Source organism: Cellulosimicrobium sp. EB106-03-01-XG111 (assembly GCF_058792115.1).
Genome location: NZ_JBYTEQ010000013.1, coordinates 25,366 through 46,524 on the forward strand (window position 1 = coordinate 25,366; position 21,159 = coordinate 46,524).

Here is a 21,159-nt window from a genome sequence, read left to right on the forward strand (position 1 = left end):
GGAACCACCTGCTCGGCCCGCCGGGATCGCCTGGTCGGCGGGGGCCCGGCGGTCCGGGGATGGTCGGGCGGTTCAGGCGTCCGCCGTCGTCTCCTCGGCGGCGGCCTTGTCGGCCTCGGCCTGGGCTGCCGCCTGCTCCTTGGCCGCGCGGCGGGCGGCGCGCTTCTCGCCACGGCGCTCGGCGAGCGTGTAGAGCACCGGCACGACGACGAGCGTGAGCAGCGTCGAGCTCAGCAGGCCGCCGATGACGACGAGCGCGAGCGGCTGGGAGATGAACGCGCCGCCGCCCGTGATCCCGATGGCCATGGGCGTGAGCGCGAAGATCGTCGCGGCGGCGGTCATGACGATGGGGCGCAGGCGCTTGCGCGACCCCTCCATGACGGCGTCGTCGAGCGCCCGGCCGCGCTCGCGGTACTGGTTGATGAGGTCGATCAGCACGATCGCGTTCGACACCACGATGCCGACGAGCATGAGCAGGCCGATGAGGGCCGGCACGCCCAGCGGCGTCCCCGTGGCGAGCAGCAGGAGCAGCGCGCCCGTCGCGGCGAACGGGACCGACACGAGCAGGATGAACGGCTGCAGGAGGCTGCGGAACGTCGCAACCATCACGAGGTAGACGATGAGGATCGCGACGAGCAGCGCGAGGCCGAGGTCCGCGAAGGCGTCGGCCTGGTCGGCGGCGACGCCCCCGACCTCGACGGTCGCGCCGCCCTCGAGCTCGAGCCCGTCGATCGCGCTCGTGAGCTCGGTGGTCAGCGCACCCAGGTCCTGTCCCGCGGGCGTGACGGCGACCGTGGCGCTGCGCTCGCCGTCGACGCGCGTGATCGAGGTGGGGACCTCGACCTCCGCGACCTCGGCGACCTGCGTGAGCGGCACGGGCCCGGCGGCGGTGGGCAGGACGACCTGCTCGAGCTCCGCGACGGTCGCCGGGGCCTCGCCCGCGACCACGCGCACCTGGACCGGGCCGTCGCCGAGGTTCACCGTGCCGACCGGGGCCGGGGACATGGCCCCGGCGACCGTGCCGGCCACCTGCGTCTCCGTGAGCCCGACGGCGGCCGCAGCCTCGCGGTCGACGGTCACCTGGACCGTGGCCTGCGCGGCGGCGAGGTTGTTCGTCACCTGCGCGGCGCCGTCGGTCCCCTCCGCGAGCTCCTGCACCTCGGCGGCCGCCGCGGCGAGGGTGTCGGTGTCGGGGGCGCGAACCACGAGGTCGACCGTGGAGCTGCCGAACGCGGCGTCGGCGCCCGCGACCTCGATGCCCTCGCTCGCGTCCCCGCCCAGCCCGGAGACGGCGTCGCGCACTGCCTCCTGGGCCGCGACGGCGTCGGCGTCCCCGTCGAGCGTGACGGCGAACGTCGCCGTCGGGGACCCGCCGCCGCCGAAGAACGCGGCCTCCGGGCCGCCCGCCGTGCCGACGGTCGTCTGGACCGTGGCGACGCCGTCGACGTCGAGGAGCGCCTGCTCGACGTCGCGCGCGGCGGCGTCCTGCGCGTCGAGCGACGTGCCCGGCGCGAACGACTCGGTGACGGTGACCGTGTCCTGGCCGGTGTCGCCGAGGAAGTTCGTCTCGAGCCGCGGCACGAGCGCGAGCGTCCCGGCGAGGATCGCGACCGACACGCCGAGCGTGATCGCGGGGTGGCGCAGTGCCGCGCGCAGCGTCGGGAGGTACGCGCGCTGCCACAGCCCACGACGCTCCTTGGCCTCCGCGGCGGCGCGGGCGCGCTCGCCCGCGAGGCGCGCGGCCTCCGGGTCGGCCGGGACGGGCGGGGACGTGATGAACCAGTACGCGAGGACCGGGACGATCGTCAGCGCGACGAAGAGCGAGGCGAGCATCGCGATGGCGACGGTGAGCGCGAACGGCCGGAAGAGCTCGCCGACCATGCCGCCCACGAGGGCGATGGGGAGGAACACGGCGACGGTCGCCACGGTCGAGGCGGTGATCGCGCCCGCGACCTCCTTGACCGCGCCGATGATGGCGCCGACCTTCTCCTCGCCGTAGGAGAGGTGCCGCTTGATGTTCTCGATGACGACGATCGAGTCGTCGACCACGCGGCCGATCGCGACCGTCATCGCGCCGAGCGTGAGGATGTTGAGCGTGTAGCCCGTCGCGTTCATGACGATGAAGGTCACGAGCAGCGACAGCGGGATCGACACGGCGGAGACGAGCGTCGAGCGCAGCGACGCGAGGAACAGCAGGATCACGACGACCGCGAAGAGGAGCCCGAGCAGGCCCTCCGTGGCGAGGCCCTCGATGGACTCCTCGATGAACGGGGCCTGGTCGAACACGACCTCGACGCGCACGTCCTGGGCGTCGAGCACGCCGGACAGGTCGTCGACCGCGTCCTGGACCGCGTGCGAGACCTCGACCGTGTTGCCGGCGGGCGTCTTGGTGATGGCGACGGCGAGCGCGGGCTCGCCGTCGAGGCGGGAGAACGACGTCGCGGGCTCGGGGCCCGCGGTGACGGTCGCGACGTCGCCGAGCGCGACGGGCGGGGTACCGGGCGCCGCGGTCGGGGACACGAGGGGCAGCGCGGCGAGCTCGTCGACGGTCGTGACCGCGGTGCCGACCTGCACGCTGAGGGTGCGGTCGCCCTCCGCGACGGTGCCCGCGGGCACGACGACGCCGTTGTCCTGGAGGATCGTGGAGACCTGCTGCGGGCTGAGCCCGGCGGCGGCGAGCGCGGCGGGGTCGAGGGCGACCGTCACCTGCTGGTCGGCGACGCCGCTCACGGCGACGCTGCGGACCCCCTCGACGTCCTCGAGCGCGGGGACGAGGCTCGACGTCACGGTGTCCGCGAGCGCGGCCTCGTCCGCGCCGCCCGACACGGCGAGCTGGATGACCGGGAGGTCGTCCACGGAGCCCGTCACGACCTGCGGCTCGACGTCCTCGGGGAGCTGGGACTGCAGCCGGGTGACGGCCGTCTGGAGCTGCGAGGACGCGGCGTCCATGTCGGTGCCGTACGCGAACTGGACGGTGGTCACGGAGAGCCCGGTCGACGACGTCGACGTGACGTCCTCGACCCCCTTGACCCCGCGCGCGGCCGTCTCGACAGGGACGGTGACCTGCTGCTCGACGATCGCCGGGGCCGAGCCCGGGTACGCGCCGACGACCGCGGCCGTCGGGATCTGGAGGCTCGGGATGAGCTCCTGCTTGAGCGATCCCATGCTGATGACGCCGAAGATCGCGATCGCGACGGTGGCGAGCGCGACGAGCGCACGGTTGGCCAGCGACAGCCGGGCGAGACGGGACACGGAGCCTCCAGGGGTTCCAGGTCGGGCGGGAGACGACGTCGGCGTCGCGATTTCGTTAGCGTAACGCGAAGCATCTCGGGATGGTTCCCGCGTCCACCGATAGAGTCTGCGCCGTGACCCACCCCGCCGACGACGAGCGCGCGGCGCTCGCCCGGCGCCTCGAGGACGCCCAGCGCCGGCTCGCCGACGTGCTGCTCGCGCAGCGCCTCGAGCCGCTGCTCCGCACGACGCTGACGGTCCCCCAGCTCCGCGCGCTCGCCGTGCTGCAGCTCGACGGCGAGACGAGCTCGCACCGGCTCGCGGACGTGCTCGGCATCTCCCCCGCGACGCTCTCGGGGATCGTGGACCGGCTCGAGGCGGCAGGGATGGCGTCGCGCCGCCCCGACCCGCAGGACGGTCGCGTGCGCCTCGTCGCCGCGACCCCGGGCGGCGCCGCGGCGGTGCGCCGGCTCGTCGCGCAGGAGGACGAGCCCCTCACGGACCTCCTCGACCGGCTCGACGTCGCGGACCTGCGCGCGCTCACGGTCGGGATCGAGGCCCTCACCCGGGTCGCGGAGGCGGCCGGGACGACCTCGCAGGACTGAGGGTCCCGGGCCGCGCGGCCCGGGACCCTCCTGGCGTGGACGACGTCGGCGGCTCAGACCTCGCCGAGCGCCTCCTCGGGCGTCCCCTCGACCGTCCGGGCCCGGCGGTCCCACCGGGACCACAGGACCCGCTCGCCGAGCTCGCCCGCCATGCGGTGCCCGAACGCCACGAACACGACGACGCCGAGCACGAGGATCCCCGCCCCGAGCCAGAAGGGGGCCGTCGCGGAGACCGGGTGCAGCAGGCCCGCGATCACCGGGGCGGGGGCGGCGAAGCCCCAGCGCACGAGGTTGAACGCGCCGGTCGTCACGCGGCGGTCGGGGTCGCCGAGCGCGAGCGAGAGGTCCGTGAGGTTGGCGTTCGCGATGCCCATGAACACGCCGGCACCGACGAGCACGACGACGGACCAGGCGGTCCCGAGGTCCAGCGCGAGGAGCACGAGCGCGACGAGGACGCCCACGACGGCCACCCCCAGCGTCTGGACGGCGCCGACGCGGTGCGCGAGCCGGTGCCCGACGACGAGGATCCCGACCGCGAGCCCCACGCCCCACGCGGTGAAGACGAGCCCGAGCGGCACGACGCCGAGACCGAGGAACACCGGGGTGTACCCGAGCACGACGAAGAAGCAGAAGTTGTACGCGGCGGTGACCGCGGCGAGCGCGAGGAAGCCGGGCTTGCGGAACAGACGGAAGACCTGGCCGACGCGCAGCGGCGCCGGCTTCTCGGCGGGGTCCTTGAGCCGCGTCACGGACACGAGCAGCGCGACGAGCATGAACACGCCGCACACGAAGAACGGCACGCGCCACGAGATGCCGCCGAGCAGACCGCCGAGGAGCGGCCCCACGGCGAAGCCGAGGCCGACGCACGTCTCGAAGAGCTCGACGACCCACTCGCGGTCGTTCGCGAGGGAGACGAGGAGCACCATCGCCGTCGCGAAGAACATCGCGTTGCCGAGACCCCACAGGCCGCGGAGCGCGGCGAGCTGGCCGATGCTCGTGCTCAGCGCCGCGAGCACGGCCGCGACGGCCACCAGGCTGACGCCCGTGGCGAGGATCTTCTTGTACCCGAAGCGCCCGGTCGCCATGACGGCCGGGATCATGCCGAGCGCCATGACGGCGATGTAGGCGGTGAAGAGGAGCTCGATCTGCCAGGTCGACGCCCCGATCTCCTTGCCGATCACGGGGAGGATCGGGTCGACGACGGCGATGCCGGCGATCGCGAAGAACGCGGTGAGGGCCGTCGCGTAGATGGCGGTGCGGTTCGGTTCGTTGCGTGTGGAGGCCACTCGGTCGCACTTCCTGGTGAGGGGAGACCGCCGCGCGCGGGGCGGCGACAGAGAAGTGCCTGTATCTAACAGGCAACTCTCTGTAGAATACACCTATGACGGTTGCCGAGGGAAACGATCTGCCGCAGCCCGACGCGCGCGGCGACGCGACCGCCCAGGACGTGCTGGGCACGATCGAGCTCGAGGTCGCCCAGCTCCTGCGCCGCGCGGAGCGCACGCGCGCCTCGGGGAGCCCCGGCACGTCGCGCCGCGGCGGCACGCTCGACCGGTCGGGCTACCTCCTGCTCCACACGCTCGGCACGCACGGCCCGCTCCACGTCAACGCGCTCGCCGAGCGTCTCGGCCTCGACGCCTCCACCGTGACCCGCCAGGTGGTCGCGCTCGAGCGGGCCGAGCACGTGCGCCGGGTCCGCGACCCGCACGACGGGCGCGCCGTCGTCGTCGAGCCCACGAGCGCGGGCCTCGACGAGCTCGCCGCCCACCGCGTGGCGCGCACCGAGCTCTACGCGGACGTGCTCGGGGACTGGTCCCGCCTCGACCGGGCGCTCCTCGCCGAGCTCCTCGGCCGCCTCAACGACGACCTCGACGCCTACCGTCGCCGCCGCGACGACACCTGACGGCCCGGCCGCGCGTCGCCGTCAGGCGCCGGGGAGCGCCCACCGCAGCAGGCGCGTGACCGCCTCCCCCGCCGGGTGCGCCCACCGCTGCGGCAGACCCCGCACGCGCGGCATGCCCGCGCGCGCCCAGTCCGGCAGGGACGCCCTCGCGGCCACCGCGAGCCCCGCGTACACCCGACGCACGGCCCACGGCAGCGGCGGCTCGACGAGGAGGAACCGCGCGGCGTCGAGCGCGGCCGGGGTGAGGCCGAGCACCGGCCGGTAGCCGGCCACGGCGTCGTCCAGCTCGCGCACGGTGACGGGCACGCCCTCGACGCCCAGGGCGCGGCCGACCACGGCGGCCTGCGCGACGTACTCGTCGCACCCGGCGGCGTCGAGCGGGCAGCGCCCGAACGACTGGTGCGCCACGAGGAAGCTCTGCGTCTCGGCGACGTGGACCCAGCGCAGCAGGTCAGGGTCGCTCGCGCGGTAGGGACGGCCGTCGGTCGCGACGCCGCGGACCCGCTCGTGGACCGCTCGGACGGCCGCCACGGCTCGGGCGGCGTCGTCGGCCGTCCCGAAGGTCGTCGTGGCGATGAAGGTCGAGGTCCGCTGGAGGCGCCCCCAGGGGTCCCCCCGGTAGCCCGAGTGCGCGGCGACCCCGGCCATCGCGAGCGGGTGCAGGCTCTGCAGGAGGAGCGCACGCAGGCCGCCGACGAACATCGACGCGTCGCCGTGCACGCGCTGCACCGCCGACCCCGCCGGGAACCAGCGCGGGCCGGGCGTCTCGTGGATGCGCGCCCGCGTCGCGGTGGCGTCCGGGCCCGCGACCCGCAGGAAGATGGCGCGCTCCGCCGCGCCGCGCACCCGCTCCGCCACCTGCGTCATGCGCTCGATGCTCGCACCTCGCGCGCTCCCCCGCTTCCTGCACGGGCCCTCCCACGAACATGCCAACATCTCGTTGCAAAGAAACTCTTGCAAATACTCCTTTGCATCGCTACGGTCGTCACATGCCCACCGACGCCGTCCCGACGCCCCACCCGGCCGAGCGCCACCCCGCGCTCGGTCCCGCGCAGCTCAAGGCGCTCGCGCACCCCCTGCGGGTGCAGATCCTCGACCTGCTCTCGACGCACGGCGCGCTCACCGCGAGCCGCCTCGCGGACCTCGTGGGCGAGTCCAGCGGGTCCACGAGCTACCACCTGCGCCAGCTCGCGCGGCACGGCTTCGTGCGCGAGGTCGCCGGCCGCGGGACGGCGCGCGAGCGCTGGTGGGAGCGCCCGCCGGGCGGGTTCACGGTCGACGTCCCGAACGACGAGGAGGATGCCGCCGCGACGCTCGCGGGCGCGATGGTGAGCCGCGAGTTCGAGTCCGCACGGGCCCGCAAGATCCAGGCGTTCCTCGAGCGCTCACCCGAGCTGCCGACGCGGTGGCTCGACGGCAGCCGCCTGACGACGGCGAGCATGTGGCTCACCGCCGAGCAGATGCTCGAGGTCGCGGAGGCGTGGGACGCGTTCGACGCGACGCTCCAGCGCTTCCAGGGCCAGGAGCAGACGCCGGGCGCACGCCCCGTGCAGATCCACTTCAACGTCTTCCCGACGATCGACGGCAAGGAGAACCCCTCATGAGCGCGTACTCCCCCACCCTGCCCCGCACGGTCGAGCCCCGCGGCACGGACCGTCTGCTCGTCCTCGTGGGCTCGGCCCTGGCCGACCTCGGCCGCCGCCGGGCGGCCGCCCGGTCGCGCGTGGCGACCACCCCGCGCGCCGCGGAGGCCGCCGTCCGCCCGGACGACGCGGCGCTCCGCAGGGCCGAGGACCGCACGCGCGACCGGGCCGCCGTGTCCCGTGCGTCCCTTCTGCCCTGATCGGCGGAATTTTCCACCCCCCATGGGGACTGCTCCCCATGCCCTGAGCCACCCCGCCTCGGTTACCCTCGTCGGGGCGTTCTGCGGGCAGTCTGCGGGCACCGGAGCACCCGTCTCCCCACGCCCCCGCCGCCCGGCGGGGCCAGGAGACGGCGTGCCCGCCCAGGCACAGAGGAGCACAGGTGGGTCTTCTCACGACCATCCGCGAGCATCGTCGTACCGTCGCGTCGGTGAGCACCGTGTCGGTGTTCTCCACCGCGCTGGTCGGGCTCGCGCTGTTCTACGAGGGCGAGGCCACGGCGGACGTGGACCTCAACGACTCGGGCGTGTGGGTGACGAAGACGTCGGCCGGCCTGGTGGGGCGGTTCAACTACGAGTCCCAGGCGATGGACGGCACGCTCAACGCGGGCAGCGCGTCGTTCGACGTGCAGCAGGACGCGGGCCGCGTGCTCCTCGACGACCAGGGGACGAGCACGTCGTCCCCGGTCGACGTCGCCCACCTCAAGCTCACCGGGCAGATCCGTCTGCCGGCGGGGGCGCAGGTCGCGTCCGGGGGCGCGACGACCGCGATCCTCGACGGCGAGGAGGGCCTGCTGTGGGTCCTCCCGTTCGACGGCGCCACCTCGTTCGACGCCGAGAAGCTCGACCCGACCGCCGAGGTCGGCGGCGACGGCGCGCTGACCGTGTCCGAGGACGGGACGGTCTTCGTCGCGGTCCCCTCGACCGGAGCGCTGTGGACCGTCGAGACCACGAGCAAGGGCGCCGTCTTCGGCGACCCGGCCTCGACGTCCCTGCCGGTGGGCAAGGGCGCCGAGGTCGAGGTGACGGCCGTCGGTGACGAGCCCGTCGTGCTCGACCGCTCCGCCTCGCAGCTCGTGCTGCCCGGCGGCAAGACGGTCGCGATCGAGGGCGCTGAGCAGGCGCGGCTCCAGCAGCCGTCCGCCGGGTCGGGCGACGTCGTCGTCGCCACGCCGGAGGCGCTCGTGACCCAGCCCCTGAAGGGCGGCGACGCCCAGCGCCGCGCCGCCCAGGGTGTCCCGGCCGCCCCGGTGCGCCTCGGGTCGTGCACGTACGGGGCGTGGGCCTCGACCGGCCAGGTGATCCGCGACTGCGAGGGCACCGACCGCGACGTCGACGAGCGGCTCGAAGGCCTGGACCCCCAGACCCGCCTGGAGTACCGGGTGAACCGGCAGGTGATCGTGCTGAACGACCTGTCGGCGGGGACGCTGTGGATGGCGGCGGACGAGTACCAGAAGGTCGACGACTGGGACGTGCAGATGCCGGAGGAGGCCGAGGGTGAGGAGGCCGACGCGGAGCTGACGAACCCGGAGCAGGTGGACCAGTTCATCGCGGACCGGTCCCAGCCGAACCGGCCGCCGCAGCCGAAGGACGACACGTTCGGGGTGCGTCCGGGGCGGACGACGATCCTGCCGGTGCTGGGCAACGACGTGGACCCGGACGGGGACGTGATGACGGCGTCGCTGGCCGGGGACTCGCCGTCGAACGCGACGGTGCAGGCCATCATGGGTGGCGCCGCGCTGCAGGCCGTCGTGCCCGAGGACGCCGAGGGCACCGGGTCCTTCCGGTACTCCGTGGCCGACGGCCGCGGCGGCGTCGCCGAGGCGGGCGTCACCCTCAAGGTGTCCCCCTGGGGCGAGAACGCTCCCCCCGAGCAGACCGGTGACCCGGTCCTGCGCGTCGCCCAGGGCGGCGTCGCGTCGATCAAGGTGCTGCCCTTCTTCAAGGACCCGGACGGCGACGACCTCTACCTCGCCTCGGCGGCCGCGACGGTCGCGGGCGACGACGTGCGCTCGCGTCCCGACGGCACCGTCGAGGTGCGCGACGGCGGCGGCTCGACCGGCCGCAAGATCGTGACCCTGCTCGTCTCCGACGGCGAGCTGTCCTTCGAGGGCAAGCTGCTCGTGGACGTGGTGCCCGGTCCGCAGCCGCCGGTCGCGGTGAGCGACCACGTGGTCGTGCCAGCGGGGCAGCCGGTGACGGTGGAGCCGTTGCGCAACGACACCGACCCGAACGGGGACGAGCTGCGGCTGGCGTCGGTGTCGGAGTCCGCCCCGGCGCAGATCACGCCGAACTACGACGCGGGCACGTTCACGTTCCTCTCGATGGAGCCGCGCTCGTACGACCTGACGTACCAGGTGACCGACGGCCCGAACGCGACCACGGGCCTGGTGCGGGTCGACGTCCTGCCGCCGTCGGCGGCCGAGGGCGCCCCGATCGTCGTCACCGACACCGCGCTCCTCCCGGCGGGAGGGTCCACGCTCGTGGACGTGCTGGCGAACGACACCGACCCCGCGGGCGGCGTGCTCGTCGTGCAGTCCGTGCGCGTGCCCGCCGACGCCGGGGTGTCGGTCGCGATCCTCGCCCACCAGATGCTGCGGGTGACCGAGATCCGGCGCCTCGACGCGCCGGTGACGGTGGAGTACACCGCCTCCAACGGCACCGAGACCGCGACCGGCCAGGTGCGGGTCGTGCCGGTGCCGGCGCCGACGCGGCTGCAGCCGCCGAACGCGGTGGCGGACGAGGTAACGGTGCACGCGGGGGACGTGGTGACGGTCCCGGTGCTGAAGAACGACACGCACCCGGACGGGTTGGAGCTGTTCCTGCAGCCCGAGCTGGAGCAGGACGTGGACCCGGCGCTGGGCGAGGCGTTCGTCTCGGAGGACACGCTGCGGTTCAAGGCGGGCCCCGAGGCCGGCACGGCGTACGCGATCTACCGGGTGCGCGACGCGAACGGGCAGGAGGACTCGGCCCAGGTCACGATCCGGATCCGCGACGGTGAGGACAACGCGCCGCCGCAGCCGCGCGAGATCGAGGCCCGGGTGCTGTCCGGGTCCAGCGTGCGCATCGCCGTCCCCCTGGACGGCATCGACCCCGACGGCGACTCCGTCCAGGTCACCGGCATCGCGACGCCCGCGGGCAAGGGCACCGCGAGGGTCGTGGACGGGATGATCGAGTACGCCGCGTCGAAGAACGCGACCGGGGCGGACACGTTCACCTACTCCGTGCTCGACGCCCGCGGCGCCACCGCCACGGGCACGGTCCACGTCGGCATCGCCCGCCCCGCGGAGACCAACCAGGCCCCCGTCGCCGTGGACGACGAGGTGACGGTGCGCCCCGGGCGCACGGTCTCGGTCGCGGCGCTGGCCAACGACACCGACCCCGACGGGGACCAGGTCGGTCTGGTCCCGGGCGGGATCGAGGACACCCACGACCTGGACGCCGAGGTCGTGGCCGACCGGATCGTGCTGACCTCGCCCGACCAGGACGGCTCCTACACGTTCTACTACCAGATCCAGGACACCTACGGCGCCCGCGCGACCGGCGCGGTCACCGTGAACGTCTCGGCGAACGCGCCCCTGCTGCCCCCGGTCGCGCGCGACGACACCGTGCCCGTGGAGGACATCCTGGGCAAGACCGAGGTCACCGTCCCCGTCCTGGACAACGACGAGGACCCCGACGGCGCCGCGAGCGAGCTCACCGTGACCACCGACGCGACCACCGCGAGCGTCACCCCCGACGGCGAGCTCACCGTCACCCTCACCGAGGGCCGCCAGGTCATCACCTACACCGCGATCGACATCGACGGCCTGACCGCCAAGGCCTTCGTCAAGGTCCCCGGCCTCACCGACCAGGCCCCGACCCTCCGTCCCGGCATCACGCCCCTGGAGGTCGTGAGCGGCGAGCCGCTGCCCATCGACATCACGGACTACGTCCTGGTCGTCGAGGGCAAGACGCCCCGGCTCACCACGGAGGACAAGGTCACCGCGCTCGAGGGCACGCGCGAGGTCCTCTCGACCACGGAGATCACCTACACGTCAGCGGCGGACTACGTGGGTCCCGCCGCCGTGACCTTCGAGGTCACCGACGGCTCCGGCCCCGACGACCCCGACGGCCACACCGCGCTGCTCACGCTGCCGATCAGCGTCGTGCCGCCGGAGAACCTGCCGCCGGAGCTGTCGACCCCGACGCTCGACGTCGCGGCGGGCGAGGAGGCCTCGATCGACCTCGCGCGCTTCGCGACCGACCCCGACGGCGACCCCCTGACGTTCAAGGCCACCGGCCAGGCCCAGGGCGTGACCGTGACCATCGAGGGCACCTCCACCCTGCGGGCCCAGGCGACCCCGGACGTGCCCAAGGGCTCGGTCGTGCAGGTCCCGATCACCGTCACCGACGGCGAGCACCCCCCGGTCGAGGGCACCGCGACCCTGACCGTCGTGGCCTCGACCCGGCCCCTGGCCCGCGCCAACCCCGACACCGTCGACGACGCCCACCAGGGCAAGGCGACCACCGTGCCCGTGCTGGCCAACGACTCCAACCCCTTCCCCGACACACCGCTGGAGATCGTCGGCGCGAGCGTCGAGACGGGCAGCGGCGACGTGTCGTACAGCGGCGGCGACGTCGTCGTGACGCCCGCCGACTCGTTCGTGGGCGTCATGGTGGTCGTCTACCGGATCCAGGACGCGACGAAGGACCCCGACCGCATGGTCGAGGGCCGCGTGCAGCTCAAGGTCCTGGGCAAGCCCGAGGCGCCCGCGACCCCGCAGGTCGTGGAGGTCCGCTCCAAGACGGTCGTGCTCACCTGGGACCCGCCGAACAACAACGGCGCCGACATCACCGGCTACACCGTGCGCTCCCAGAACGGCTACACCAAGGAGTGCGGCACCACCACCTGCACCCTGGACGGCCTGACCAACAACGTCGAGTACACCTTCACGGTCTACGCGACCAACGCCGTCGGCGACGGACCCGCCTCCCCGGCCTCCGCCGTCGCCCGACCGGACGAGAAGCCCGACCCGCCCGCCGCACCCACCCTCGAGTTCGGCGACAAGTCGCTCACGGTCACCTGGACCAACAAGACGTACACCGACCGCTCGCCGATCGAGACGGTCGACCTCGAGATCTCCCCCGCGCCGAAGGGCGGCGCCGTTCAGGTCACGGCGCTCTCGGGCACCCAGTACGTGTGGAACGGGCTCGAGAACGGCACCGCGTACAGCGTCCGCGTCCGGGCGAACAACCTCGCCCCCGACCCCTCGGACTGGGGCGAGTACTCGGCCGAGGAGATCCCGGCGGGCCTGCCGGACGTCCCGGAGACGCCGAGCGCGGTCCGCGCCGCGGACTCGCCGCTCAACGGCGGCTCGATCGACGTGTCGTGGAAGCCTCCGTTCGAGAACGGCGACGCGATCAGCGGGTACACCCTGCAGCGCTACAAGAACGGGGCCCGCGACGGCGCCGCGCTCAGCCTCACGGGGACGAGCCACAAGGCGACGGGTCTCGACAACGAGTCGTCGTACACGTTCACGGTGACGGCCGCGAACAAGGCGGGCCGGACGGCGGAGAGCGCGGCGTCCGCTGCGGTGGTCCCCTACGGGCGCCCCGAGGCTCCGCCCCGGCCGAACGTGCAGAACGTGGGCGGCGGCGGGCAGGACAGCGGCATCCCGCGCGTGTCCTGGGGCGCCGCCGACGCGAACGGCAGCCCCATCACGGGGTACACCGTCACCGCGTCGCCCGGGGGCGCGAAGAAGGACGTCACCGGCACGTCCGTCGACTTCACCGGCCTCCCCGCCGGGAACTACACGTTCACCGTCACCGCGACGAACAAGGGCGGCACGTCCACGTCGAGCCCGGCGTCCGGGTCCATCAGCGCGTACGGCAAGCCCAGCGAACCGGGCGTGTCCGTGTCCCGACTGAGCGCGACCTCGGGTCGCTTCTCGATCTCCGCGCCCTCGTCGAACGGCGGCAACGGCGTCTCGCGCTACAACTGGCAGATCGAGGGCGGGTCCAGCGGCTCGGGGCAGACGGTCGACGTCGGGAGCGACTACGACCAGACGTTCCGCCTCCGGGCGCAGGCGTGCAACGCCGCCGGCTGCGGGGCGTGGAGCGGCTGGGCGACGCACCGCACCGACCCGCGCCCGGTCCCGCCGACCATCTGGGTGACGCGTGGGCCGGGGAAGGCCACCGGCTCGTGGGGCGACTGCCAGAACACCAGCGTCTGCACGGTCTTCCGCGTCAACGCGAACGCGACGTTCCCCTCCGGCACCTACACCTTCGCGTGCTACTACGACGGGAACCGCATCGGCAGCTTCACGTGGACCGAGCACCTCAGCGCGGGCGGCTACGTCGACCTCGGGTGCATCCTGGGCAACCCGTACGGGACCCAGCGCACGGCCAAGGCCTACGTGACGATCAGCCCTGCACCGAGCGGCATCGTGGTCGAGCACCGGGACTGGCCCATCAGATAGCCCGGCGACGGCCGATCTGCCGTCGGCGAATGAGCCGACGGCAGATCGGCCTCCTCACGGGACCCGGCACGGCGCAGGGTGGTCGCATGACCACGCACCTGACCGGCCGACCCGCCGTCGGCGACCACCACCCGACCTCGCGCGCGGAGGCCGCCGCCCCGGCGGCCTCGTCGTTCGACGACCAGCTCACGACGCGTCTCCTCCACCAGCGCATCGTCGTCCTCGGCACGGCCGTGGACGACGCCGTCGCGAACCGCCTGTGCGCCCAGCTCCTCCTGCTCTCGGCGGAGGACCCGCGCGCGGACGTCGCGCTCTACGTCAACTCCCCCGGCGGCTCGGTGAGCGCCGGGCTCGCCATCTACGACACGATGCGGCTCATCCCCAACGACGTGTCGACCGTGGCGATGGGCTTCGCCGCGAGCATGGGCCAGTTCCTCCTGTGCGCGGGGACGCCGGGCAAGCGGTTCGCGCTGCCGCACGCGCGGATCATGATGCACCAGCCGTCGGCCGGGATCGGGGGCACCGCCGTCGACATCGCGATCCAGGCGGAGAACCTCGTGTACACCAAGGGGCTCATGCACCGGCTGCTCGCGGAGAGCACCGGGCAGTCCGTCGAGACCATCGCCGACGACTCCGACCGCGACCGCTGGTTCACCGCGCAGCAGGCGCTCGAGTACGGCATGGTCGACCGGATCGTCGAGAGCGTCGACGACGTCCGCCCCGCCCGCGCGGCCCGGAAGGTGGGGCTGTGATGGCGAGCTACACGATCCCGACCGTGGTCGAGCGCACGTCGCTGGGCGAGCGCGCGTTCGACGTCTTCTCCCGCCTGCTGTCGGAGCGCATCGTCGTCCTCGGCACGGAGATCGACGACGGCGTCGCGAACGTCGTCATGGCGCAGCTCCTGCACCTGGAGTCGGACGCCCCGGACCAGGAGATCGGGCTGTACATCAACTCCCCGGGCGGTTCGGCGACGGCGCTCATGGCGATCTACGACACGATGCAGTTCGTCCGGTGCGACGTCTCGACCATCTGCATGGGCCAGGCGGCCTCGGCCGCGGCCGTCCTGCTCGCGGCAGGGACGCCGGGCAAGCGGTTCGTGCTGGAGCACTCGCGCGTCCTGCTGCACCAGCCGTCGGGCGGCGGGGAGGGCACGATCTCGGACCTGTCGATCCAGGCCGAGGAGATCCTCCGGATCCGGTCCGAGACGGAGGAGGTGCTGGCGCGGCACACGGGCCAGACCGTCGAGCGCCTGCGTGCCGACACGGACCGCGACCTCGTGCTCACCGCGCGCCAGGCCGTGGAGTACGGCGTCGCGGACGCCGTCGTCACCTCGCGCAAGCTCGCCGCGGCGGCGTGACGCCCGCCCGCGGAGGCGACCCCGTGCGTCGTCAGCCGCGTCGCCGGAACCACGACCGGCGGCGCGGCTCGGGAGCCGTCTCCACGGGCGGCGGCTCGGGCGCGGCCGGTTCCGGCGCCGCGGGCTCGGGCTCGGGCACGGGCACGGGCACGGCCGGATCGTCCGCCGGCGGCTCCGAGACGGTGGGCCCGGGCGCCGTCGGTGCCGAGACCGCAGGGTCTGTCGCGGCGGGATCCGGCACCACGGGCTCCGCCGCTGCGGCCTCGGGCGCGGTGGGCCGTCGGGACGACGCGGAGATGCCCGCGATCCGGCCACGCCCGTCGAACCGCACGGTCACGGTGCCGTCGGGCACGTCGAGCACGACGGCGCCGGTCCCGTCCTCGACGGACGGCAGGCCGCGCGCGCTCGCGTAGGACGCGACGGCGCGCCGGTGATCGACGACCGTGACGGACAGCAGCCCCTCGCTCAGCGTGCGCACGACGCGCGGCACGGTCGGCGCGGGCAGGGCGAGGTCGGCGTCGTCCAGGAGGAACCACGCGCGCGTGCCGCCGCCGACGGGCGCGCTGTAGTGGGTGAACGACCCGGTCACGGCCTTGGCCGCGAGCGCGAGCCGGTGGGCGAGGTCCTCGGCGAGGGGGAGCTCCGGCTCGGCGGCCTCGCGCAGCCCGGTCCGCCGCGCGCTCTCGGCGGCGGTGAGCACGCGGTCGGGGAAGCCGTTGACGTTCTGCCACGCCCACATCCACGTGCCCGGACCGGGCGCGGCCGTACCGAGGAACTGGAGGCGGCACGTCGCGGTCCCGCCGTCGGGCGCGGTGAAGGTGAAGACGCCCGTGGTCATGTCGGCGGCCCAGGCGTCGTCGCCATGGAGGTCCGACAGGTGGAGCTGGTGCTCGTGGGAGAGGAACGCGGCGTCGTCGACGAGGTCCTGGAGGGCCGGGGCGTCCTGGGCTGCCGTGCCGTGCGCGGTCTGCGGCTCCGTCATGGACCGACGGTAGCGGCGCGCACGGTGCCCGGCCTCCGCACGACACGCGGTGCGGTGCGGTGGGACCCCGCTCAGGCCGCGAGGAGCAGGACGTCGCCGGCGCGCGCGGTCGGACGGCCCAGGGTCTCGGCGACGGGGAGGTCGCGCACGGGCTCGCCCACCGGCGCGACGTGCCGCGGCGCGGAGAGGGCACCCCGCTCCCGCGCGGAGGACAGCACGCGGACGGGTGCGAGCGGCCGCAGCTCCTCGCCCGTGCGGGCGACGAGGTCGACGAGCCGCAGGCCGAGGGCGCCGCAGACGGCGGCGAGGACCTCGGACGACGCCTCCTTGCGCCCGCGCTCCACCTCGGACAGGTAGGCGGTGGAGACGCGCGCGGCGACCGCGACGTCGACGAGCGTGCGCCCCTGCGCGAGCCGCGCCCGCCGCAGGATCCCACCGATGACGTGGCGCAGGAGGGGTTCCGCCCGCCCGCCCGCCCGGGAGCGGGGGCGCGGCGTCACCACGTCCGGCACCGCGTCCCGCACCCCGTCCGGCACCGCGCTCGTCGCGTCCATGCGATCACGCTACCCGCGGCCCACCCGGGTGCCGAGGCACCCGGGTGGGGATCTGCTGCTGGCGTAAGGCCGGGCGCACGGCGCGGCGGCCGGCCGCGCGCCCGGCCGGGCGGGTCACCAGCGCTCGAGCGACCAGGCCATCTGCCAGAAGCGGATCTCGTGGCGGCAGCTCAGCTCGAACGCGCGCTCCATGCGCGCGCGCTCCGCCTCGCCCGCGTCCGCGGCGAGCGCGTCGAGGCGCGCGCGCAGGTCCGTGAGGACGTCCTCGGTGCGCTCGGCCGCGTAGAACTGCCACCAGCCCGCGAGCGGGTGGTCGTCGGCGAGGGCGCCGGGCGTCGTCTCGCGCTCGCCGAGCCAGAAGCGCCGCGCGGACCAGATGTAGGTCCACGGGCACGGCAGCAGCGCGGCGAGCAGCACGCCGAGCGAGTCGCGGCCGGCCGCCGTCATGTGGTCGACGTAGGCCTGCGCGCTCGGCGCGAGGCGGTGCGTCTGCGCCTCCTCGTACGTCAGGCCGAGGAAGTCGCACATGGCGTGGTGCGCGTGCGACTCGTCGTCGAGGAGGAAGCCGGCCTTGTCGTGGAAGTAGGCCGCCCACGACCGGTCGGGCGCGAGGGCCATGCCGAGGCCGTAGCAGCGCAGGTAGGCCGTGAGGTACTGGTGGTCCTGGCCCACGTAGTGGCGCACCGCGGCGGGCTCGACGGAGCCGTCGCGCAGCCCGGCCAGGAAGGGGTGGTCGTAGAACGTCTCGAAGAGGTCCGCGTACCGGCGGGCGAGGTCGGCGGTGAAGCCGGTCTCCTCCTGCCGGACGAGCGCGGTCGGGTCGTCCGCGAGGACAGGGTTCAGGGTGATGGCAGCAGGCGTCGTCATGCCCACGTTCCTCCGCTCGTGCTAGCGAGATCAGGTTCGACGGGTCCGGGCGGCCGTACCGCTCGTCTCAGTCCCTCGGCCCGGGCCGTGGCCCGGGCGGGACGCCCCGCGTGGTTCGCGCCGACCCTAGCAAGGACGGCGCCGGTGCGGGAGCCCTCGCCGCGGTGTGGGAATATAGTTGTAGCGACAACAAGTTGGAGGAGACATGACCACGAGCACCCCGGGCGCGCCGACCGACCGCCTCCTGTCCCCGTCCACGAGCATGGACGCCGTCACGCTGCGCGTGGGCGACCTCGAGCTCATGACCTCGTACTACACGGGGGCGTTCGCGCTCGCCCCGCTCGAGGAGCGGTCGCGCGGCGCCGAGGTGCACCGCGTGCTGGGCCGCGGGCGCACGCCCATGCTGCGCCTCGTCCACACCCCCGGGCTCCCGCCCGTCGACCCGCGCCAGGCCGGCCTCTTCCACACGGCCTTCCTGTTCGACGACGGCCCGAGCCTCGCCGCGACCGTCTACCGCGCCGCGCAGGACCGCCGCGGCACGTTCGTCGGGTCGAGCGACCACCTCGTCAGCGAGGCGTTCTACTTCACCGACCCCGAGGGCAACGGCGTCGAGCTCTACACCGACCGCCCCCGCGAGACGTGGGTGCGCGAGCACGGCCAGATCCTCATGACGACGACGTTCCTCGACCCGAACGACTACCTGCGCACGCACCTCGACCAGGAGACGTTCGACGCCGGGCCCTCGCTCGCGGGCCGCGTCGGCCACGTGCACCTCCAGGTCGGCGACGTCGCGACCGCCCACGCCTTCTACGTCGACGCCGTCGGCTTCGAGGCGACGCTCACCGGGTACAGCGGGGCGCTCTTCGCGTCCGCCGGCGGGTACCACCACCACGTCGCGATGAACGTGTGGAACAGCGCGGGTGCCGGGCCCCGCGCCGCGAGCCTCGGGCTCGGCGACGTCGCCGTCACGGTGCCGGGCCGCGAGGACCTCGACGCGCTCGTCGCACGGCTCCGCGCGCGCGGGCTGGAGCACGCGGACGACGGCCGCTCCGTCGTCGTGCACGACCCGTGGGGCACGCGCGTGACGCTGTCCGTGCCGGGCACGACGACCGAGGAGCTGCTCGCGCGCTGAGGCCCGCCGGCCCGGGCACGGAGAGCGCGCCCGGGACGCGAGGCGCACGATGGGAGGACCCGCCGAGCGCACCGAGGAGCGACCGTGTTCCGCAGCCTCTTCCCCGTCCTCACCGTGGCCGATCTCGACCGGTCGCTGGGCTTCTACCGCGACCTGCTGCGCGGGACGGTCGAGTACGCCTTCCCCGACGACGGTCCGCCCGTCTACGTGAGCGTGCGCGTGGGCGGGTCACCGCTCGGGCTCGGGCAGGGCGACCCGCCTCCGGCGGACACCCGCGTCGTGCTGTGGGTGTACGTCGACGACTGCGACCGCGCCGTCGAGCACCTGGCGGCCGCGGGCGTGCCCGTCCTGGAGCCGCCCGCGGACCAACCGTGGGGCGAGCGCGTCGCGCGCGTGCAGGACCCGGACGGCACCGTCGTGATCCTCGGCCAGGAGGCCGCTCCCCCGGCCGAGCCGGAGGGCCCGACGGGGCTGTCCTAGCCCGGGGAGCCCTGGCGCCGCGGAGCCGACCGCCCGTCGGCGTGGTGCCCCCACCGGGACTCGAACCCGGAACACGCCGGGTTTAAGCCGGCCGCCTCTGCCAGTTGGGCCATGGGGGCGCGGGCCGAATCTACCGCGCGCGCGGGGCTCCCCGGGCCCGTCGGCACGACGGCCGCCCGCTCGGGACCCGGACGCGACGAGGGGCGAGCCGCACGCGCGGCTCGCCCCTCGTCGTCGGGCACGACAGCCGGGCCAGTGCCCGGCCGCGGCCTCAGGAGGCCTTCGCCGCCGGCGTCCGGTCGTCGGCGTCGACGGTGCCCGCACCGGACTCCGCCGCGGCCGCCGAGCCCTGCGCGGTCTGCTTGACCGGGTCGCCGTCCTTCTTGGGCGGGACGGACGCGGCGCGGAACTCCGCGCGCGGGTCGTGCAGCGAGCCGAGCGACACGAGCTCGCGGCCCATGAGGAACTGGCCGATCCAGCCGATGAAGATGCGGATCTTGCGGTTGCCCGTCGGCATCGCCATGACGTGGTAGCTGCGGTGCATGAGCCACGCGAGCGTCCCGCGGAGCTTGAACACGCCGAACAGCTCCGCGACGCCCTTGTACAGACCGAGCGACGCGACCGTACCGACGCTCTTGTGGCGGTACTCGACCGGCGGCTCGCTGTGCAGCTCGAGCGCGAGGTTGTCGGCGAGGCGCGTGGCCTCACGGATGGCGTGCTGCGCGTTCGGCGGGCAGAACTTGCCCGGGTTCAGCACGTCCGGGACGGCGGCGCAGTCGCCCGCGGCCCACGCGTTCGGCACGACGTTGCCGTCGGCGTCCGCGACCTGGAGCGTCGGCAGCACGGTGATGCGGCCCAGCTTGTCGACCGGGAGGTCGGACGACTCCTTGAGGACCGGGTTCGCCTTGACGCCCGCGGTCCACACGATCGTGTCGGAGTCGAACTCGACCCCGGTCGAGGTGACGACGTGGCCGTCCACGCACGACGACAGGAACGTGCTGAGGTGGAACTCGATGCCGCGCTTCTTCAGCTCGTCGAGCGCGTACTGCGCCATGGGCTCGCTGAGCTCGGGCAGGATGCGGCCCGCGCCCTCGATCATGACGAAGCGGAGGTCCTTCTCCTCGATCGTCGCGTAGTTGCGCGTCGCGTAGCGGGCCATGTCCTCGATCTCGGCCAGCGCCTCGATGCCCGCGAACCCGCCGCCGACGAACGTGAACGTGAGCATGCGGCGACGCAGCTTCTCGTCCCACGTGGACGACGCGACGTCCATGCGGTTGAGCACGTGGTTGCGGACCGCGATGGCCTCCTCCACGTTCTTGAAGCCGATCGCGTTCTCCGCCAGGCCCGGGATGGGCAGCGTGCGCGACACGGAGCCGAGGCCGACGATCAGGTGGTCGTACGTGACCGAGTAGTCGTCGCCCTCCTCCGGGTGGATCGTCACGCGGCGGTCGGTGTGGTCGATCGCGACGACCTTGCCCTGGAGCACGTCGACGCCCTTGAGCGCACGGCGGTGCGGCGCGACGACGTCGCGGCCGTCGATCGAGCCCGCGGCCGCCTCGGGGAGGAAGGGCGCGTACGTCATGTACGGGCGCGGGTCGACGACGACGATCGCCGCCTCGCGGCGACCGAGCTTCTTGCGCAGTCGGCGCGCGGCGTACAGACCCACCGAGCCGCCGCCGAGGACGACGACGCGGGGCACCTTGCGGGGCCGCGGCGAAGCGGTCTGGGCACGGCTGACCGAGGTCAGGTCATTCTGAGGCATGGTTCCAGAGTATTACCGGTTGCGGCACAGGCGAGCCGGAGCGTCCGCCAGACGGGCGTGACGCGCCCCACGCTGCGCGGACGGACGGGGGCAGAGGCGGGCACACGCGGGCACAGGCGACATTCCGCGTGGCCCGGGACCGGGGGGGGGGGGGGGGGGGGGGGGGGGAGGGGAAGGGGAGAG

General features: G+C 74.1%; 16 protein-coding genes, 1 tRNA gene and 1 riboswitch. Of the genes, 9 read left to right on the forward strand and 8 right to left on the reverse strand.

Annotated features, from left to right (window positions below; genetic code table 11):
• Positions 1–72: 72 nt before the first annotated feature.
• Complete coding sequence (locus tag AC3WT4_RS11625; RefSeq protein ID WP_492315493.1) at positions 73–3,252, reverse strand: efflux RND transporter permease subunit; 3,180 nt, start codon at positions 3,250–3,252, stop codon at positions 73–75.
• 113 nt (positions 3,253–3,365) lie between these two features.
• Here AC3WT4_RS11625 and AC3WT4_RS11630 point away from each other — a divergent pair, with 113 nt between their 5' ends.
• The gene (locus AC3WT4_RS11630) at positions 3,366–3,836 is read left to right on the forward strand and encodes a MarR family winged helix-turn-helix transcriptional regulator (RefSeq protein ID WP_167405685.1); all 471 of its coding nucleotides are present in this window, start codon (positions 3,366–3,368) and stop codon (positions 3,834–3,836) included.
• A gap of 53 nt (positions 3,837–3,889) precedes the next feature.
• On the opposite strand, the gene AC3WT4_RS11635 is transcribed toward AC3WT4_RS11630, so the two are convergent.
• Positions 3,890–5,122, reverse strand: a complete 1,233-nt coding sequence (locus AC3WT4_RS11635; protein ID WP_492315494.1) for an MFS transporter — start codon at positions 5,120–5,122, stop codon at positions 3,890–3,892.
• A gap of 95 nt (positions 5,123–5,217) precedes the next feature.
• Between AC3WT4_RS11635 and AC3WT4_RS11640 the strand changes: the two genes are divergently transcribed.
• Positions 5,218–5,739 carry a MarR family winged helix-turn-helix transcriptional regulator gene (locus AC3WT4_RS11640; protein WP_074807893.1) on the forward strand — a complete coding sequence of 174 codons (522 nt, stop codon included), beginning with the start codon at positions 5,218–5,220 and terminating at the stop codon, positions 5,737–5,739.
• A 21-nt stretch (positions 5,740–5,760) separates the two neighbouring features.
• Here the strand turns inward: AC3WT4_RS11640 and AC3WT4_RS11645 are convergent, their stop codons facing one another.
• Entirely contained in the window at positions 5,761–6,606 is an 846-nt protein-coding gene (locus tag AC3WT4_RS11645) for an oxygenase MpaB family protein (RefSeq protein ID WP_074807896.1), read from the reverse strand.
• Positions 6,607–6,728: 122 nt separating this feature from the next.
• Between AC3WT4_RS11645 and AC3WT4_RS11650 the strand changes: the two genes are divergently transcribed.
• The 5 genes from AC3WT4_RS11650 to AC3WT4_RS11670 all read left to right on the forward strand — a co-directional run bounded on the left by AC3WT4_RS11650 (position 6,729) and on the right by AC3WT4_RS11670 (position 15,199).
• Positions 6,729–7,343, forward strand: coding sequence for an ArsR/SmtB family transcription factor (locus AC3WT4_RS11650; protein ID WP_074807899.1), 615 nt, complete (start codon positions 6,729–6,731; stop codon positions 7,341–7,343).
• Positions 7,340–7,582, forward strand: coding sequence for a hypothetical protein (locus AC3WT4_RS11655; RefSeq protein ID WP_492315495.1), 243 nt, complete (start codon positions 7,340–7,342; stop codon positions 7,580–7,582). Before AC3WT4_RS11650 ends, AC3WT4_RS11655 begins: the two co-directional genes overlap by 4 nt.
• Positions 7,583–7,812: 230 nt before the next feature.
• Positions 7,813–13,842 carry an Ig-like domain-containing protein gene (locus tag AC3WT4_RS11660; RefSeq protein WP_492315496.1) on the forward strand — a complete coding sequence of 2,010 codons (6,030 nt, stop codon included), beginning with the start codon at positions 7,813–7,815 and terminating at the stop codon, positions 13,840–13,842.
• Between the two features lie 86 nt (positions 13,843–13,928).
• Positions 13,929–14,594, forward strand: a complete 666-nt coding sequence (locus tag AC3WT4_RS11665) for a ClpP family protease (RefSeq protein ID WP_492315497.1) — start codon at positions 13,929–13,931, stop codon at positions 14,592–14,594.
• A complete protein-coding gene (locus tag AC3WT4_RS11670) occupies positions 14,594–15,199 on the forward strand; it encodes an ATP-dependent Clp protease proteolytic subunit (protein ID WP_492315498.1) in 606 nt (201 codons plus the stop codon). The genes AC3WT4_RS11665 and AC3WT4_RS11670 overlap by 1 nt, the downstream gene beginning before the upstream one ends.
• 31 nt (positions 15,200–15,230) lie before the next feature.
• Here AC3WT4_RS11670 and AC3WT4_RS11675 read toward each other — a convergent pair whose 3' ends face one another.
• The 3 genes from AC3WT4_RS11675 to AC3WT4_RS11685 form a co-directional block, all read right to left on the reverse strand.
• The gene (locus AC3WT4_RS11675; protein ID WP_492315499.1) at positions 15,231–16,181 is read right to left on the reverse strand and encodes a DUF6882 domain-containing protein; all 951 of its coding nucleotides are present in this window, start codon (positions 16,179–16,181) and stop codon (positions 15,231–15,233) included.
• 71 nt (positions 16,182–16,252) lie between these two features.
• Positions 16,253–16,735: a helix-turn-helix domain-containing protein gene (locus tag AC3WT4_RS11680; RefSeq protein ID WP_492315500.1), complete on the reverse strand. Its 483-nt coding sequence runs from the start codon at positions 16,733–16,735 to the stop codon at positions 16,253–16,255.
• Positions 16,736–16,849: 114 nt separating this feature from the next.
• A complete protein-coding gene (locus AC3WT4_RS11685; protein ID WP_492315501.1) occupies positions 16,850–17,602 on the reverse strand; it encodes a TenA family protein in 753 nt (250 codons plus the stop codon).
• Positions 17,593–17,721, reverse strand: a riboswitch (TPP riboswitch). It overlaps the preceding gene by 10 nt.
• An 86-nt stretch (positions 17,722–17,807) precedes the next feature.
• On the opposite strand from AC3WT4_RS11685, the gene AC3WT4_RS11690 reads away from it, so the two are divergent.
• Both AC3WT4_RS11690 and AC3WT4_RS11695 read left to right on the forward strand, forming a co-directional pair.
• Positions 17,808–18,734 carry a VOC family protein gene (locus AC3WT4_RS11690; RefSeq protein ID WP_108047857.1) on the forward strand — a complete coding sequence of 309 codons (927 nt, stop codon included), beginning with the start codon at positions 17,808–17,810 and terminating at the stop codon, positions 18,732–18,734.
• A gap of 84 nt (positions 18,735–18,818) precedes the next feature.
• Positions 18,819–19,214, forward strand: a complete 396-nt coding sequence (locus AC3WT4_RS11695) for a VOC family protein (RefSeq protein WP_076406322.1) — start codon at positions 18,819–18,821, stop codon at positions 19,212–19,214.
• Positions 19,215–19,256: 42 nt separating this feature from the next.
• On the opposite strand, the gene AC3WT4_RS11700 is transcribed toward AC3WT4_RS11695, so the two are convergent.
• Together AC3WT4_RS11700 and AC3WT4_RS11705 are read right to left on the reverse strand one after the other, a co-directional pair.
• Positions 19,257–19,333 (reverse strand) — tRNA-Leu (locus AC3WT4_RS11700).
• A 152-nt stretch (positions 19,334–19,485) separates the two neighbouring features.
• On the reverse strand, positions 19,486–20,976 hold the full coding sequence (locus tag AC3WT4_RS11705) for an NAD(P)/FAD-dependent oxidoreductase (RefSeq protein WP_034651900.1): 1,491 nt from the start codon (positions 20,974–20,976) through the stop codon (positions 19,486–19,488).
• Between the last annotated feature and the right edge of the window lie 183 nt (positions 20,977–21,159).